Here is a 15320-nt window from a genome sequence, read left to right on the forward strand (position 1 = left end):
GTGTTCGAATGATGGTCGTTACTGCTGGTCAGGGCGTCGATGATGTTCGATAGGTGAATATCGCGCTCGTGCTACTGCCGACTGACTGCCGACTGAGTCCTACGCCGAGCCGCCGACAGTCCGAAGCGACCCGAGCACCCTGTCAATCAACTCGTCGAGATCGTCCAACTCGTTCCTCCCGAAGCCACTCGAATCGAACTCAGGCACCATCACCTCGCGACCAGCGACAACGACCTTCACCGGAGCAAGGACCGACACATTCTGCTCCCACGAATCAATCCCCACACGAGGCGATCCGGCGAACTCTACGCATTCGGACTGCCCAAGCCGAGCCACCCAGCCCGTGATCAGCCTGTCGTCTGGCTCGTCCCGAAGGCTGGTGAACCCGCTCCAGCAATCGTCGGCACTCGAACCCCGAACCTCACCGATGGTGCCCTCGTTGACCCAGACGATGCGAAACTCCGCACCGTCGTCGGACGTCCGATACTCAACGTAGGCGGCCTCAAGAGGGCCGTCAGCCCCCGACAGGCGTGCTACCGCCGCCACCAGCGACATCGGCACGCCGACGTTTGACAGTCGGGATCGTAGGTACTGAGAGAGATTGTGGAACGGACCATTCTCCGTAAGCGCGTATTTCATCCGTACAGCGTAGAGGCGCGGACCACACCACGACGCACATTCACCCCACAACCCAGCAACCTTGGCGGAGCCGCCAAGGTTGCCGCATCACGAAAGAACCAACCGACACCCAGCAGGTGCCGGTTGACCACCGCCCCTACGAGCGCGCCCTCAACGTGAAGGCCCCCTGGGGGTAGCCTCTCGATCGACCCCAAAACGGCACTCGCTACGCATAGCGGTACAGATCCTGCATGCGGATTTCTCTGTGTTTTGCCCCCGCTCACGGGCCCTGGAACCCGTACACGGCCAGAGGTCGTATGCGTAGCGGCGCCGGTTCGAGGCGGGTCGAGGGTGTACCCCCACCCCTGTCTGGTGCTGGCCCCGTGAGAGTGAGACGGCCCGACCTGAGGCGAGATGTCTACGCAGGTCGGGCCGTCTCGGGGTGTTAGGCGGTGGTGATCTTGACCAGTGCGGCCGGGTTGGTGAACGCGAAGCCGACGCGGATCTTGGCGCGCAGTGCGATGCGGTCGCTGGTGAAGAACGTAGAGGCGTCCGATTCGAGGCTGGCCTGTTCGCGGATCACCAGGTGCGCGTATCGCGAGTCGATACCCCACACCGTCTTCGCGGGCACCTGGGTGGAGACGAGGAGCGGGCGGCCGAGGATCTGGCGGACGGCCGGGTTCGTCGGGTCGGGCTGCAGCAGTGGCCGCGTCGACGTCGACGTCTCCTTGATGTCGGTGAGCTGGGCGGCGACGGTCGGGTTGGCGATCCACGCGGTGATCGATCCGTTGGCGGCTGCGGACAGGTAGTCGGCGGCGTTGAACGGGTCGATGTCCTCGAAGCCCGCGGTGGCGACGGCGAGTGTGGAGACACCGGCGAGGGTCGCCAGTCCTTCCGGGGCACCGGCGCCGGTCTGGTCGGTGCAGAGTGCGGCGTCGATCTTGCGGGACAGGTCGCGGACGAGTCCGTCGCCGATGACTTGCTGGGCTGCGGGGCTCGAGTCGGCGGCGAGCTCGGAGGTGAAGACGGTGAGGCCGCCGAGCTTGCGGGGCGTGCAGACGACTTCGTCGAGGGTGTTGGTCGACTGGGCGAACTCTGCGCCTTCGGCGACCCATCCGGCGGTGGGGTCGTCGGAGACGACGGGGAACCGGATCTCGTGGGTGGCGATCGACAGGGGGCTCAACGCCTGTCCGGCGATCGACTGTTCCATGAGCGGCTGGATGACGAGCTGGCCGACGGTGGCGTCGGAGAGGATCTGATTGTGTGTTGCGGTGGTTGCCACGATGGGCTCCTTACGGTGTGGCGGCGGCGCGAAAGTCTTCGCGGGGTGTGCCGCGTGAAGTGATGGGTTGTGCGCGCTGGTGTTCCGCCTGGGGATTCGTCAGCGTGGCCGCCCGCCGGGGGCGTAAGGGTGCGGGTCGCGGTCTGGCTCCGGGCCGGTGGTCGCGGGTCTCGCGGGCTGGGTGGGCCGGAGGGCGGCCCCGGCACCCTCGCAGGAGGGCAAATTGGTGCCGGGGCCTGGCGGCCCAACCAGTGTCGAGTCTAGTCGGGCAGGCCGGTTAGCTCGGCGTCCTCGGCGTTTGAACGAAGATGACATCCTGGTCTGGCCGTTGATGTCCGGCTGAGGGGTTCTGGATGACGTCGGTCCAGCTCCGACCCCGGGGAGCTTCCTCGAGCGGTGATGCGCCGGGCCGAAGGGACTCGACGGGCCGGTCGGTCGGCGGCCGAGTCGGCTCGGGCTGGTAGTCGACACCGAGTTTGGGGCGGGCCTCGACGATGCGGGAGGCGTGCTCGGCGACCAGGTCCGCGTCGATGCTGCCGTCGTCGGCGCGCAGAGCGTCCATCAAGGCTCCGGCTTCGGGGTCGTGGAACCGGAACAGGTCCTCGGCGTCGTCGAGGTGCTCGCCCGCCAGGCGGATGACGTCGGCGCGTTGCGCGGCGTCGTAGCGGGCGGCAAGGTCGGCGGCCTGCTGCTCGGCGGCCTTAGCTCGGGCGCGCAGCGTCTGGTTCTCCCGCTTGAGTCGTCGGACGTCGGCGATCGATGCAGTGCCGTCGTCGGGGGGCGCCGGGTGCCGTTCGGCGTTGCGTTCACGAGTCCGGTGGGTGTCTGCCTGCTGGACACCCTCCGGTCCTGTTTCGGCCGGATCTGCCGGGTCGTCGATGGGGGTGGTGGGGTCAGTCATGGTGCTTCTCCTGTTCGAGAGTGTGGTCGATCTGGGGTTGTCCGTCGGCGCGCAGTGAGGCGTCGTCGAGGTCGAGTTCGCGGTAGCGGACCGCGGACGATTGCAGGCGGGTGATGAGGCGGTCACGTTCCCCGCCGATGTGCTCGTCGATGGCTCCGATGGTCTCCTTGAGCGACGGCATGATCACGCTGGCGATCAGCTCGTCCCTGTCGAGGTGCCCGATGGTCTCGTCGATGGTCTGCATGAACGCGAGAGCGAGCTGGACGAGGCCGTCGTCGATCCCGTCAGGCCGGTGTGAGCCGACGCGCAGGAACTCCCGGATGATCGCGGCGGGCGCGTCGACGTCGTTGTCGAGATACCGGGCGGTCAGTCCGGCGACGAGCGACAGCTGGTCCGGCGTTGGCCGGTAGTAGTCGAGGAACGCGCCGCCGATCGGCGCGTACGGGTCGACGGGCGGTAGGTGGTCCATTTTCACGATGCCTCCTTGATGGGTCGTCCGCGCCGTCGTCTCTGCGCGGGAGTCCGGCCGCCGACGACACCGTCGGGCCGCCACCGGACACCCGGGGTGTCTACCCACGCGGTACGGCACAGGTCGAGGACTGGGCACTGGCGGCAGATCCGTTCGGCTTCGGCGTGCCGGGCGGCGACAGTGCCGGGTGACTCGGTGTCGTGGTCGATCGGGTCGAACACCGTGTGTCGGCCCGTGCAGGCCGCGCCGGTCAGGTTCGGAGTATCGGCCAGCACACTCTTAGCCAACTCGAACCAGGGCGGATCGACGAGGCGAACCGACGGTGGGCGCGCCACGGGTCAGCACTCCCCGGCGGGCGGCATGGGGACGGTGGTCAGTCCGTAGCCCAGCGGCGGCACCGCGTAGACGAGTGATGCGGTCGTGTTGTCGACGACGAGGGCGCGGCCGGTGTCTTGGTCCCACGCTTCGACGGTCCGGCCGTGGGCGTCTCGGGCGTGGGAATGGTTGTCGATGATGATGTTCATGCTGCGTCCTCCTGGGGTTCGTTGCATGAGAGGTGGCGGTCGCCTTGACCGGATGTGACCGGGAGCCCGCATACGGTGCAGACGGGGTCGGTGAGTTGGGGTTGGCGGCACGTCGGCATGTCGAGATGGAGTCCTGCGCGCTGGTCGTCGGGATCAGTGAGCGGCAGACCACACGCTCGGCACTCCATAGATTCCCCATTGATTCCATTGGTTCCCGTCTCTGAATCCCTGGAATCTTCGGAACCTATGGGGGAATCTATGGACCAGAACCACGACGCACCCTTGCCGAAACCCGACTTTTCTGTCCGGATTCCTGAGCCTCGTTTCGAGCGGGCCTTCTTGACCGCGTTGTCAGTCAGGCCAGCCGAGCGGGTGTGCTTCAACACGTCGGCCGCCGGTGCCGAGCCTCCACATTCCGCCAGGTAGGTGGTGACGATCCTGATGATGCTCGACCTATCGTCCCCGTCGTCGAACGTGGGCTCGGATAGCAGCTCGCGAGCATCCCGGCCGTCGACACCGAGCCAGTCCACCCGTGCGACGTCCGTCCCCTCCGCTGACACCAGCTGGTACCGCAACGACTCCGGAGGCGGCCCAAGGTTCGACTTCGTCGACGCCAGGACACGGACCTTGCCGGTCTCGTCGTCAGGGTCAGCAGCAACCAGCATTCCGGCGCGCGCGGCACCGACGATGCCGATCGACCCGCCACCGCGGTACAACGGGTCACCACCCTTGGCCTTGTTCAAGTGACGCAGCAGCAACACCGTGCAGCCGGTCTCATCCGCCATCGTCGCGAGCGCCGACAGGACTCGCCGAATGTCCTGGTCCTTGTGAGAGTCAACCTTGCCCGGCAGGTACGCCATCAGGACGTCGACGATCAACAAGCGTGCGGACGTCTGCCGGATCAACTGCTCGAGCTGGCGGACGTCGCCGAGCGTCGGCGGAACGAGCGTCCCATCCTCCAACGTGATGCCCTGCACCGCGTGGACACGGGTCACGTCGGCACCAGCAGCGTCCAGGCGCGGCCTGACAGTGTCGGCAAGACCGTCTTCGCCGGACAGGAGAATCACGTCGCCGGGAGTCGTACAGGTGGTGTTGTCGGGCCATGTGCCGCCGTTGGTGATCGTCGCGGCGAAGGTGAGTGCGAGCGTCGACTTACCGAGCGACGGGTCACCGTCCAACGTGACGAGCTTCCCGGCAGGCATACGCCCCGGCCACAACCACGTGATCCGCTCCGGTTTGACGTCGGAGAGCCGGACAGACTGCAACGACGGGCCGGTGGCCTGTTCGGCGACGACGACGAACTCGGCAAGGTCATGCCCGGCGAGGATGTGGTCGGCCGCGTCCTTGCCGGTCTTGGCCTCCACGATGACTGTCGACTCAGCGACCCCTGCGAGCAGCTCGACGACCTGCTGTGCGTGTCGGCGGCCGGGCCCATCCTTGTCAGCGACGACGATCACCGGACGCCCGCGAAGTGGTTCCAGATCAGCCAGGTGAGCCTTCCCCGCCCCCTGCGCCGCACAGACAGCGGGATAGCCGGTCGTCTCGACCGCGAGGACGTCGTTCTCGCCCTCGACGAAGTACACCGGCAACGTCGTTTCGGCCGGCAACCCTTCGGCGTGGAACAGGCTGGTGTCCTTGGTGTCGCCGGACTGGCGGAACTTCTTGAACGGATCCCGGTGAACGATTCGGCCTCCGCCGTAGCGGTAGTTGACGCCGGACCGGTTGTCGTACAGGTCCGCGAGCGTGAGGCCGAGCGCGTCGAGGACGTCGCTGGTCGGGTCGGAGTGGGAGTTGATGAGGACGCGGCCAGGTAGGTGCAGGATCGACACGGATCGGTCGGTGTCGCTGTGCCCAGGTGCCTGTGCGGCGGCCCGCCCGCCCGACTTCTCGTCGACGCGGCAACCATGTTTGTGGAGTGCGTCTACGAGACGCTGGTAGGCGTTCGTGGGTGTCATCAGGAGGTCGTTTCTCGGGGCAGCATCCGACTCAGCGGACCTGCCCCGGTGGTCGGGGTCGGTCGGTGCTGAGCGGGAGCCTCCTGGACCACTCCGCTCGGTTCCCTACCCCGCTGCCGCCTGGGCAACCAAAGGGCAGGGAACCTTGCTAAGAACAGAGACTACCGCTCAGCACCGACAGAGCGGGTTAGGCGGACTCGGCGAGATCAGCGGCGGCGGTGAGGCGTTCAGCGACGAGCCGCGCTTCGGCCGGAGTGAACCGCCACCAGGACGCGGTCTGGTACTCGATCCGACCAGGGGCGACCTCCTTCGGCGAGGAGCCGTCGAACACGACGAGCGTGCGGTCCGGGTATGCCGAGGTTTTCCGAAGGCGTACCGAGCACCGCGACCGCCACACAGTGTCAGCGGTGCCGATCGCCGGGTGAGCCTCGGACGTGACGAGGGCATGGTCTGAGAAGTAGCCTGCGGAGCCGTCCGGCCACACGTAGTCGTTGCTCGGGTGTGCCCACGTCGGGCGTGGCGGCATCCCCGGCACTTTGTCGGCGGCGCCATCGTGGTGGACGATGTCGGCGATCTCGTCGGACTCGGCGACCATGCAGTCCCACAAGGCGTACTCGGGCGTACGGTCCTCGGGCGTACGGTCGTCGGCATCCTCGTCGAGGACGCCCGGCGTGCTGGTGGTGACGAGATTGCCGCTCACGCGATCACCTCGGCGAAGTCCAGGAGTTCGGAGATCGAGGCGGGGGTGAGGGCCGCGACGTCGGCGGCGATGGCGTCGAGGTGGTGTTCGACGGTGTGGGCGGGTACGGTCACGATGGATCTGCTTCCTGGTGGTTGTGGTTCTGGTAGCCCTCAGTGGTCGTCTTGGCGGAAGACACTGGGGGCTTCTTGCTGTTCGGAGTCGGTGACACGTTGTCACTGACCTGCGTCTTGGCTGCACGGCCGCAACGACCGTGCAGGTCGTCAACTGTTGTGTTTTTCCCAACGGTTGACGCATGGTCACCATGACCATGCAGGTCGTCAACCGCGGTCATGGTGACCGTGGTTGCTGCGCGGAGTTGAACTCCGTGCAGGCTCTGCGGCTTGCTGTCCGAGGTCGTGGACAACTTGTCCCTGACCTTTCTGGGCTGACACCGGAGAATCGATGTCAGTGAAACGTTGTCACTGACATCGACGAGGTCCTCGGTGTTGTCGTCGGGCGGGTACCCGAGACCGAGGTCGGCGTGGTCGTCGGCGTTCATCTCAGGCGGCGTCCGGCCCGTTGCTGGCGGCTTCCTGGGCGGCCAGCCAGTCGAGGACGGTCGACTGGCGCCACCGGCGGGAGCCGTTCATCTTGAACGACTTCGGGCCGATGCCCTTGGAGTCCCACGCGCGGATCGTCCCGTGCGTGGAGCCGATCAGGTCGGCGACCTGCTTGGCGGTCAGGATCCGGTCGACTAGTCCGGTGTTGGTCATGTTCTCGCTCATCCCATTCTCCGTTCGATATCAGTTCGTGTTTCCTGATGAACACGAACTGAGATAAGCACATTCCTGCGTAGACTGTCAACACGTTAGCGACTAGAGTTTGTTGCATGAGTGATTCGAGCCCCGAAATTGATGCACCCAAACTCGATGACCAGCGTTTTGCAGAGAACATGAAGGCGATCCGCATAAGTCGCGGGATGAGCCAGTCGGACCTTGTCGAAGCGCTGCGTGCGCTCGGGTGGACCTCGGTGTTTCAAACCACCGTGTCGAGGATCGAGAACGGAGACCGGCCTGTCAGATACGGCGAGTCCCGAGTCATTGCCAGAGCCCTCGGTGTCCATGCTGAACGCTTCCTTCTCCCCGCTCAGGATCAGGAGCTTGCGAGCAAGCTCGCAGCTGCGCGACTTGCTGTGCGCGACAACAACAACGGCATCGTTGGCCTCGCTTTGAACATGGCGAGGGCTCGACGCGCACTCGAACGTGTCATCGACGACGCACGGGCAAACGGATTTGAGCCGACCGATCTACCGTCATCTGGGCCGGACGAATGGGTCGAGCTCGTGCCGGTCAGCGTCAGCGATGAACTCGCGCTCGCGCTGGAGGCGCTGGAGCAGATGACCCCGGAATCAGCCGTCCGGACTGGTCTGGAAGTGGATGAACGCGCCGAACAGCGAGCGAAGGCAAATCGTGACGCGCCGTAATCCGCGGTCGGGTGTTCAGGACCGCTGGCGGCGTGCTGACGGCTCACCGTCCGCGTCAGACGGCGTAGGCATGCGGTGGAGGGCCGAGTACGTCGACGCCGCAGGCGAGCCGCACACGAAAGCGTTCGGCCGAAAAGTCGACGCCCAACGCTGGCTCGACGAGATCACCGCAGACGTCGTCACCGGCAACTACGTCGACCCGACCCGCGGATCGATCACGTTCACACGGTTCTACGCCGACTGGTCGGCCCGCCAGGTGTGGGTGCCGTCGACAAGGAGGAACGCAGACTACGTCGCCGCGCACGCCCCGTACCGGCACAAGCAGATGGTGACCATCCGCCGGTCCGACATCGAAGCGTGGATCAAGCAGATGGTCGACGACGGGCTCGCCGCGACGACGATCCGCACCCGATACAACATCGCGCGCGGCATCTTCCGAGCCGCTCGACTCGACAAGGTCATCGGCACCGACCCGACCGAGAACATCGCACTTCCTCGAGCACGACGCCGCGACGCCGCCATGACGATCCCCACACCCGCCGAGGTCGCTCGCCTCGTCGACTCCTCGGCCGTCGACCAGTTCGGCCTCTTCGTCCAGCTGTGCGCGTTCGCCGGCCTCCGACTCGGCGAGGCCGCAGGAGTACAGGTCGGCGACGTCGACTTCCTCCGCCGGCAACTCACCGTCTCCCGGCAGATCCAACGCGACGGGAACAAGCCACGGATCGCGCCACCGAAGTACGGATCCGAACGCACCGTCTACCTACCCGACGACCTTGTGACAGCGATCTCCGAGCACGTCGCCGACTGGACACCCGACGGCCCGGCTGACCGGTGGCTGTTCGCTGACGACGCTGGCGACCCGTGGTTCGACAACCGGGTTGGCTGGCGGTGGCGGAAGACGAGAAGTGCCGCAGGCGTGGACTTCCGTCTCCACGACCTACGGCACTTCTACGCGTCCGGTCTCATCGCCGCCGGATGCGACGTCGTCACCGTTCAACGCGCTCTCGGACACTCCAACGCGACGACGACTCTCTCGACGTACTCGCACCTGTGGCCCGACGCCGAGGACCGCACCCGCGCCGCCGTGACCGGGCTCATGACGACCGTCGCCGAATCCACTGCCGACGCACTGCCGACTGGCACCCTCGAAAACGGGTAAAACTGCTGGTCAGACGGGTTGTCTAGTAGTAGTACGGGTAGTCATCCCAGTTCGGGGGACGCTTCTCGAGGAAGGCGTCGCGGCCTTCGACGGCCTCGTCGGTCATGTAGGCGAGGCGGGTCGCCTCGCCCGCGAACACCTGCTGGCCCATCAGGCCGTCGTCGGTGAGATTGAACGCGAACTTCAGCATGCGCTGCGCGGTCGGCGACTTCGAGTTGATGGCGCGCGCCCACTCGATCGCGGTGTCCTCCAGGTCGGCGTGGTCGACGACGCGGTTCACCGCGCCCATCTTGTGCATCGTCTCGGCGTCGTACGCCTCGCCGAGGAAGAAGATCTCGCGCGCGAACTTCTGTCCGACCTGCTTGGCGAGGTAGGCGCTGCCGTAGCCGGCGTCGAAGCTGCCCACGTCGGCGTCGGTCTGCTTGAACCGGGCGTGCTCGCGGGACGCGAGCGTCAGATCGGCCACCACGTGCAGTGAGTGTCCGCCGCCTGCCGCCCACCCGTTGACGACGGCGATGACGACCTTCGGCATCGTGCGGATCAGGCGCTGCACCTCGAGGATGTGCAGTCGACCGCCCTCCGCCTTGACGCGCGCTTCGTCGACGCCGTCGACCGTCGCCGCTGCGACGTCGGAGTCGTGGCTGGCCGCGTACTGGTAGCCGCTGCGACCTCGGATGCGCTGGTCGCCGCCACTGCAGAACGCCCACCCGCCGTCCTTGCTCGACGGGCCGTTGCCCGTCAGCAGGACCGTGCCGACGTCGGGGGAGCGGCGGGCGTGGTCGAACGTGCGGAACAGCTCGTCGACGGTGTGCGGACGGAACGCGTTGCGGACCTCGGGGCGGTCGAACGCGATCCGCACGATCCCGTTCGCCCGACCCTCACCGACATGGCGGTGATACGTGATGTCGGTGAGGTCTTCGAAGCCGGGGACCGGCTTCCACTGCGTCGGGTCGAACGGGTTCGAAGTCATGGGCTCCAGGTTAGTGCCGGGTCATCGCTTGTCGCGCTTGGCCTGGCGGCGCTGGCCCTGCGCGATGGACGACGCCTCGTACTTCTTGCGGCCCGACTTGTCTCGGGTGCCGTCGACCCGATCCTTGCCTTTCGACGACACCTTGCCCTTGCCCTTCTTTCCGTCCTTCGACGGCCCGCTCGATCCGGCGCGTGCCGCGGCCAGGCGTTCGGCCTTCAACTCCTCCGCGGCTTCGTGCGCGACGACGGCCAGCCGGGCGCTCACCCGGCTCAACGCCTCCTCGAACACCTCGGCGCGCTCGGCGCGCTTCACATTGGCCTTCTTCGCCTGGCCGCGTCCGCCCTTCGCGGACACCTTCGCGGCGCCCGTGCGGCGGTACTGGACAACGTGCTTGTTGCGTGCGCGACGCGTCCGGCGGTGCAGTTTGAGGAGTTTGTCCTCGGAGAGGTCGGCGATCCGGTCGTCCTCCGTCGCAAGGATCAGCTTGTACTCGGATTCGCTGAGAATGTTCTTGATCGACATGTCGCCGCCTTCGTCTAGTCGCGTTGTCGAGATCACGTTATGCCTTCCCGCAGGCCGGTGACACAGGAATCGGACCTGGTGGTTACGGTTGGACGATGACCGACAGCTCACCGCAGGACTGGAACATTCCGGCCAAAGAGGATTCGCCTCACGAGGGCGGGTTCCGGGCCGACTTGAAGATCACCACCGAACGCGGCGGACCGACCTACGGCGAGATGATCGAGCAGGTCCGCACCTTCATGGACAAGGTCCGCTACGCCTGCCCGACGCACGAGTTGGCCGACGAGGTGATCGACGACCTGAAGAAGCTGAACGCGAAACTCGACACGATGCTCGTCGACGAGTGGACGAGCCCGTCCGGCACGCGCGTCGACCTCCCCTCTCGCGGCAACATCACGCTGCCGCCGTACGAGATCAGTGCGGGCGGCCCCGACGGAGTCGACGCGACGGTCATCTTCCGGCGCTTCCACCTCGGCGGCAACGGCGTTGCCCACGGCGGACACGTCGCGATCGCGTTCGACGACCTCGGAGGCATGGCCGCCGCGCTGCGTATCGGGGGCGTGTCGCGGACCGGCTACCTGACCGTCAACTACCGGTCGCTGACCCCGCTCGAGACGCCGCTCGCGGTGCGGACCTGGGTGGACCGCCAGGAAGGCCGGAAGCTGTTCATCAAGGGCACCATCCACGACGGCGACCGCCTCTGCGCGGACATGGACGCCCTCTTCATCGCGCTCAAGCCGGGCCAGGCGTGACGAACTGGTGAATTCGTGATCCTCGAGATCGCAGATTCACCGGTTCGCGATCGATTGGCCGATTCGTCGTCCGAACGGTTTGATCCGAACGGTTCAATTCCGGTCTGGTGACGTGGGATTTGGGCATTCGGTCGACATATTCCGTCGTTGGCCGTTGATAGGTTCGCGTCACCGCGGGTCGAGTACGGGATCCGCCATGACGAGACGGGCGACGCGGATGACCAGATCATCGATCCGGAAGATGACGAAGACCAAGAGGATCGTGGCGTCGTCCGGCGTCGCGGCGGCGCTCCTCGCCGGCGCTCCGCTCGGCGCCGCGCTCGCCGACGAGGCCGTCGGCGACGCGACAGCGGAGGTGTCCACTCCGGCGCCGGAGGCCGCGTCACCCGAACCGTCCGCGCCGGAAACCTCTGCTCTGGAAACCTCTGCTCTGGAAACCTCTGCTACGGACCCCTCGGTGCCGGATCCCTCTGCGCCCGAGACGGTCACCCCGGTCGAGACTCTCACGCCGACCGCCGAGACCGCTCCGGAAACCGATTCGGATGCGACGACCGCCGTCGACCCCTCCGCGCCGACGCAGAGCCCGGAGCCGACCGAGTCCGACGACGCGGTGATCGAACAGGTCGTCCCCACCGCCGACGCCGACCCGACGACGCCCGCGCCCGGCAGGCATCGGCTGCCTGACGACCGCCAACCGGACTGGACCTACCCGAGCATCGACACCGCGCCGCGGCATGCGCTCACCGAACTCGCGGCGCCCGCTCCCGAATCGGCGGCGGACGACGGCGGAGTGGTCGACCTCCTGTCGACCCTGCTGCACACCGACGGCGACGGATTCGCGCTCCTGCAGCAGATCGCGTTCGCGGCGGTGGCCGTCGGACGACGCGACGCTGTCGCAGGCTCGACGGTGTCGCGCACGGCGCAGAGCGAGTCGGCCAGACCGGCGGCGTACATCGGGTCCGACGACGAACCGCCGTCGGACCCGATCACGGCGATGGTCGCCCGGCTCCTCGCCGCACCGCCGATCGGCGAGCACCTGGTCACCCGTGGCGATCCCGACGACAGGTTCGTCGACGCCGGCGATCCCGACTGGGCGAACGGAGTGACCAACGTCCGCCCACCGGACGGGGTGTCGTATTCGGTCCCGGACGATCCGAGCCTGGGGCGCTGGACAGTCCACAACGACAGCACCGAGACGATCGCGATCGCCAAAGTCATGGGCGACGGCGGGGACGACGTCGTCGTCATCGAACCGGGCGGCTACTACACCGAGACGGCAGGCGGCGGAATGCGCGTCTACCGACTGCAGACCGAGCGCGGCGCGAACGGCCTCAACTCCTTCGGCACGATCCTCTCGATGCCGTCCGGGTCGGACTCCCGCATCATGCCTGCAGTCGACGACGGTGTCTCGATCGACCTCCAGGACCCGCGAAACGTCGTCGACCCGTGGGGGCAGGCTCCCGCCGATCTGTCGTCGTTCCTGGACGCGGTCGGCACGCCCGGTGCGGCCCAGCCGGCCGATCCGGTGGACTTCGGCGTCAGCTACACGGCGGATCCGAGCGGAGCCGTCACGATCTACAACGACAACGCCGACGGAAGGTCGATCCACGTCGTCGACTCGCTGACGACGTCGGGCACCGCAGTCGAAGCGGTGGAGATCCGGGCCGGGGAGAGCCACACCTTCACGCCCCGCGAGCACGTCGGCGGCGACACCTACAGCGTCTTCGCCGCTCCGGTCGACGGGGCTCAGACGGGGACGCTCCTCGGCGGCGTCATGAGACCACGAGGCGGTGCGATCGTGTCGATCGCGCCGACGTCGGGTGTGCGGGAGATCCCGGTGCGGGACGCGGCGCAGACGAACCACCAGCCGGTGATCCGCGACGTGCTCCCACAGCCGAAAGAGGCGAACGAGAGGTCACGCGACTACGTCGTGGACGCCGTCGATCCCGACGGGGACACGATCACCTACACCGTGGTCGGTCAGCCGAGCCGCGGAACCGTGGTCGATCACGGCGGCGGGCGGTTCACGTACACGGCCACCGATCCCGCCGATCTGCACGACGGAGTCGTGCGCGACTCGTTCACGGTGCGCGTCGAAGACGGACGGGGCGGGGTCACCGAGACCCCGGTCGACGTGTTCTACCTCTTCACACAGAACGACAACACGGCGCCGGAGCTGCGGCAGGTCGATACCACCCCCGGCGAGGCGGGCGACGCGTCCTACGACTTCGCGGTGACCGACGCCGACGGAGACTCGATGAACGTCGGAGTGTCGGCGGGGCCGTCGATCGGGCGCGTCGAATCCACGCGGAACGACGACGGCACCTACACCTTCACGTACACCGCGGATCGGGCCCGAGCCCATCAGGGTGCGTACGACGACTCGTTCACCGTGCACGTCTCCGACGGTCACGGGGGCACCGCAGAGAAGACCGTGAACGTGCACGTCCCCGAGTACAACCAGGCGCCGAACGGCGGGGTGTACGAGATAGGTGAGGGGCTCTCCACCGGCGACTTGCCGCTCGAGATAGATCTGAGGGACGCGGACGGCGACACGGTGACCGTGACCGACGTGACCACGTCCAACGGCGGCACCGTCCGCCTTCAGGACGGCAAGGTCTACTACACGCCGAAGCAGCCCGGAGCCCACGGCATGTACGACGGCCCCGACGGGTATGCGGACAACTACTACACCGACACGGTGATCGTCACGGTCGACGACGGGCACGGCGGCACGACGACGTCGACGATGAAGGTCGCGGTGTTCAACACCGGTGCGTCGAAATGGGTGGAACCGGGTCGGGGACGGCTGCTCGTCATCGCGGATCCGAGCAGTTGGGAGTATCAGCACTTCGGCGAGATGACTCCGAACCACGGCGACGAGATCGACAATTCGTATGCCTTCGTCGACTTCATCGAGGGATCGTCGGTGGCTGGTGACTTCGTCGGGTACCGGCAGATGCTCGACGACTACGTCCGCTGCTACGGAGTCGTGGACTGCCCGCCTGTCGATCCTCCGGTGGACCCGCCCGTCGATCCTCCGGTGACGCCGCCTTTCGAACTACCCGATCTCGGCGACGTGTTCGACTTCGGGAAAGACCTTGTCGCCGCCTCGGATTGGAACGAGGCGGCAGACCGTTTGGGACAGGTGTTCCGTTCGCCGGATCCCTTCGCGATGCTCGCCGATCTGGTCCAATGGGCGCTGGACCCGGATGAGGCGGAAGGCCGGATCATCGCGATCGCCGAGGTGCTCGACAAGCGGTTCACCGGGCTCGGCGCGGCGTACTCCCTGAAGGAGAGCATCGACTACATACAGGCCGGGGATCCGGTGCGCGCGACGACAGCGATGCTGTCGGCCATGAGCAACGTGGTCCGAATACTGGGCACCACTCCGCAAGGATGGGCCGCGGCGGCGGCGATCGACGTGTGGACCTACGTTGTCGACAACGCACTCGAGGTCGACCCGTCGTCCTTCGGCGACACCTTCCAGTATGCGGTCGAACATCCGGAGGTCGTGGTGGAGGAGACGCTCACGGCGGTCGTCAAGGTCGGCGGGGACCTGTTGTTCAAGTGGTTGTGACCGCCGAAGAGGCAGCCGTAGTTCACCGATCCTCATATGAGTGACTCCCGGTGATGCGGCCCCGCATAGGTGGTTGAGCCGTGGCGTAGCGCTAGCGGAGCCGCGAGTCGAAACCGCCGGACGTGGGCTGGATCTGCCTGCACGGCAACCCATCTCGTCGAAGTGCCAGCCCGGGTGACGGTGGTTTCGACAAGCCGCTTCGCTAACGCACCTCGACTCCGCTCGGCACAAGCTTCCGCGGCTGCTCAACCACCATGAATCGCTGGTCGGCGGACTGGCCGGCAGTCTGCGTGACCAGCGGGAACACGGCGTAAGGTCACGTCGGCACCAGGAATCAATCGTCGGCGGGCGATCAGACCGCCCCGACGACGGTGTTTCGGCCGATCGTCACACCCGCGCCCACCGTCACGCCGGATCCGAGAT

Annotated in this window: 16 protein-coding genes; 4 read left to right on the plus strand and 12 right to left on the minus strand. The window is 66.7% G+C overall.

Features of this window, described 5'->3' with window-relative positions:
- Positions 1-99: 99 nt before the first annotated feature.
- The 10 genes from GYB83_RS00715 to GYB83_RS00760 form a co-directional block, all read right to left on the minus strand.
- Positions 100-639: a hypothetical protein gene (locus GYB83_RS00715; protein WP_161893664.1), complete on the minus strand. Its 540-nt coding sequence runs from the start codon at positions 637-639 to the stop codon at positions 100-102.
- A gap of 424 nt (positions 640-1063) precedes the next feature.
- A complete protein-coding gene (locus tag GYB83_RS00720) occupies positions 1064-1900 on the minus strand; it encodes a phage major capsid protein (protein ID WP_228461106.1) in 837 nt (278 codons plus the stop codon).
- A gap of 277 nt (positions 1901-2177) precedes the next feature.
- Positions 2178-2801 (minus strand): hypothetical protein, encoded by a 624-nt coding sequence (locus tag GYB83_RS00725; RefSeq protein WP_161893665.1) that lies wholly within the window; start codon positions 2799-2801, stop codon positions 2178-2180.
- The gene (locus tag GYB83_RS00730) at positions 2794-3276 is read right to left on the minus strand and encodes a hypothetical protein (protein WP_161893666.1); all 483 of its coding nucleotides are present in this window, start codon (positions 3274-3276) and stop codon (positions 2794-2796) included. The genes GYB83_RS00725 and GYB83_RS00730 overlap by 8 nt, the downstream gene beginning before the upstream one ends.
- Positions 3273-3605, minus strand: coding sequence for a WhiB family transcriptional regulator (locus tag GYB83_RS00735; RefSeq protein WP_161893667.1), 333 nt, complete (start codon positions 3603-3605; stop codon positions 3273-3275). Before GYB83_RS00735 ends, GYB83_RS00730 begins: the two co-directional genes overlap by 4 nt.
- Positions 3606-3608: 3 nt before the next feature.
- The gene (locus GYB83_RS00740) at positions 3609-3794 is read right to left on the minus strand and encodes a hypothetical protein (protein WP_161893668.1); all 186 of its coding nucleotides are present in this window, start codon (positions 3792-3794) and stop codon (positions 3609-3611) included.
- Complete coding sequence (locus tag GYB83_RS00745; RefSeq protein WP_161893669.1) at positions 3791-5749, minus strand: AAA family ATPase; 1959 nt, start codon at positions 5747-5749, stop codon at positions 3791-3793. The genes GYB83_RS00740 and GYB83_RS00745 overlap by 4 nt, the downstream gene beginning before the upstream one ends.
- Positions 5750-5936: 187 nt before the next feature.
- Complete coding sequence (locus tag GYB83_RS00750) at positions 5937-6449, minus strand: hypothetical protein (RefSeq protein ID WP_161893670.1); 513 nt, start codon at positions 6447-6449, stop codon at positions 5937-5939.
- A 109-nt stretch (positions 6450-6558) separates the two neighbouring features.
- Positions 6559-6990, minus strand: coding sequence for a hypothetical protein (locus GYB83_RS00755; protein WP_161893671.1), 432 nt, complete (start codon positions 6988-6990; stop codon positions 6559-6561).
- Between the two features lies 1 nt (position 6991).
- Entirely contained in the window at positions 6992-7216 is a 225-nt protein-coding gene (locus GYB83_RS00760; protein WP_161893672.1) for a helix-turn-helix transcriptional regulator, read from the minus strand.
- 104 nt (positions 7217-7320) lie between these two features.
- On the opposite strand from GYB83_RS00760, the gene GYB83_RS00765 reads away from it, so the two are divergent.
- Both GYB83_RS00765 and GYB83_RS00770 read left to right on the plus strand, forming a co-directional pair.
- Positions 7321-7914, plus strand: a complete 594-nt coding sequence (locus GYB83_RS00765; protein ID WP_161893673.1) for a helix-turn-helix domain-containing protein — start codon at positions 7321-7323, stop codon at positions 7912-7914.
- 70 nt (positions 7915-7984) lie between these two features.
- Positions 7985-9073 (plus strand): tyrosine-type recombinase/integrase, encoded by a 1089-nt coding sequence (locus GYB83_RS00770; RefSeq protein WP_161893674.1) that lies wholly within the window; start codon positions 7985-7987, stop codon positions 9071-9073.
- A 22-nt stretch (positions 9074-9095) separates the two neighbouring features.
- Here GYB83_RS00770 and GYB83_RS00775 read toward each other — a convergent pair whose 3' ends face one another.
- Together GYB83_RS00775 and GYB83_RS00780 are read right to left on the minus strand one after the other, a co-directional pair.
- A complete protein-coding gene (locus tag GYB83_RS00775) occupies positions 9096-10043 on the minus strand; it encodes a 1,4-dihydroxy-2-naphthoyl-CoA synthase (protein ID WP_161893675.1) in 948 nt (315 codons plus the stop codon).
- 21 nt (positions 10044-10064) lie between these two features.
- On the minus strand, positions 10065-10565 hold the full coding sequence (locus tag GYB83_RS00780; RefSeq protein ID WP_161893676.1) for a hypothetical protein: 501 nt from the start codon (positions 10563-10565) through the stop codon (positions 10065-10067).
- Positions 10566-10660: 95 nt separating this feature from the next.
- Between GYB83_RS00780 and GYB83_RS00785 the strand changes: the two genes are divergently transcribed.
- A complete protein-coding gene (locus GYB83_RS00785; RefSeq protein WP_161893677.1) occupies positions 10661-11317 on the plus strand; it encodes a PaaI family thioesterase in 657 nt (218 codons plus the stop codon).
- A 241-nt stretch (positions 11318-11558) separates the two neighbouring features.
- On the plus strand, positions 11559-14897 hold the full coding sequence (locus GYB83_RS00790) for an Ig-like domain-containing protein (RefSeq protein WP_161893678.1): 3339 nt from the start codon (positions 11559-11561) through the stop codon (positions 14895-14897).
- Positions 14898-15320 lie beyond the last annotated feature (423 nt).

This window comes from Gordonia spumicola (assembly GCF_009932475.1).
Classification (GTDB): domain Bacteria; phylum Actinomycetota; class Actinomycetes; order Mycobacteriales; family Mycobacteriaceae; genus Gordonia; species Gordonia spumicola.

What these genes read in the sequence shown, in the direction of transcription:
- GYB83_RS00715 (WP_161893664.1), bottom strand. Translation starts at nt 639, where the DNA reads ATGAAATACGCGCTTACGGAGAATGGTCCGTTCCACAATCTCTCTCAG.
- GYB83_RS00725 (WP_161893665.1), bottom strand. Translation starts at nt 2,801, where the DNA reads ATGACTGACCCCACCACCCCCATCGACGACCCGGCAGATCCGGCCGAA.
- GYB83_RS00740 (WP_161893668.1), bottom strand. Translation starts at nt 3,794, where the DNA reads ATGAACATCATCATCGACAACCATTCCCACGCCCGAGACGCCCACGGC.
- GYB83_RS00745 (WP_161893669.1), bottom strand. Translation starts at nt 5,749, where the DNA reads ATGACACCCACGAACGCCTACCAGCGTCTCGTAGACGCACTCCACAAA.
- GYB83_RS00755 (WP_161893671.1), bottom strand. Translation starts at nt 6,990, where the DNA reads ATGAACGCCGACGACCACGCCGACCTCGGTCTCGGGTACCCGCCCGAC.
- GYB83_RS00760 (WP_161893672.1), bottom strand. Translation starts at nt 7,216, where the DNA reads ATGAGCGAGAACATGACCAACACCGGACTAGTCGACCGGATCCTGACC.
- GYB83_RS00765 (WP_161893673.1), top strand. Translation starts at nt 7,321, where the DNA reads ATGAGTGATTCGAGCCCCGAAATTGATGCACCCAAACTCGATGACCAG.
- GYB83_RS00770 (WP_161893674.1), top strand. Translation starts at nt 7,985, where the DNA reads ATGCGGTGGAGGGCCGAGTACGTCGACGCCGCAGGCGAGCCGCACACG.
- GYB83_RS00775 (WP_161893675.1), bottom strand. Translation starts at nt 10,043, where the DNA reads ATGACTTCGAACCCGTTCGACCCGACGCAGTGGAAGCCGGTCCCCGGC.
- GYB83_RS00780 (WP_161893676.1), bottom strand. Translation starts at nt 10,565, where the DNA reads ATGTCGATCAAGAACATTCTCAGCGAATCCGAGTACAAGCTGATCCTT.
- GYB83_RS00785 (WP_161893677.1), top strand. Translation starts at nt 10,661, where the DNA reads ATGACCGACAGCTCACCGCAGGACTGGAACATTCCGGCCAAAGAGGAT.
- GYB83_RS00790 (WP_161893678.1), top strand. Translation starts at nt 11,559, where the DNA reads ATGACGAAGACCAAGAGGATCGTGGCGTCGTCCGGCGTCGCGGCGGCG.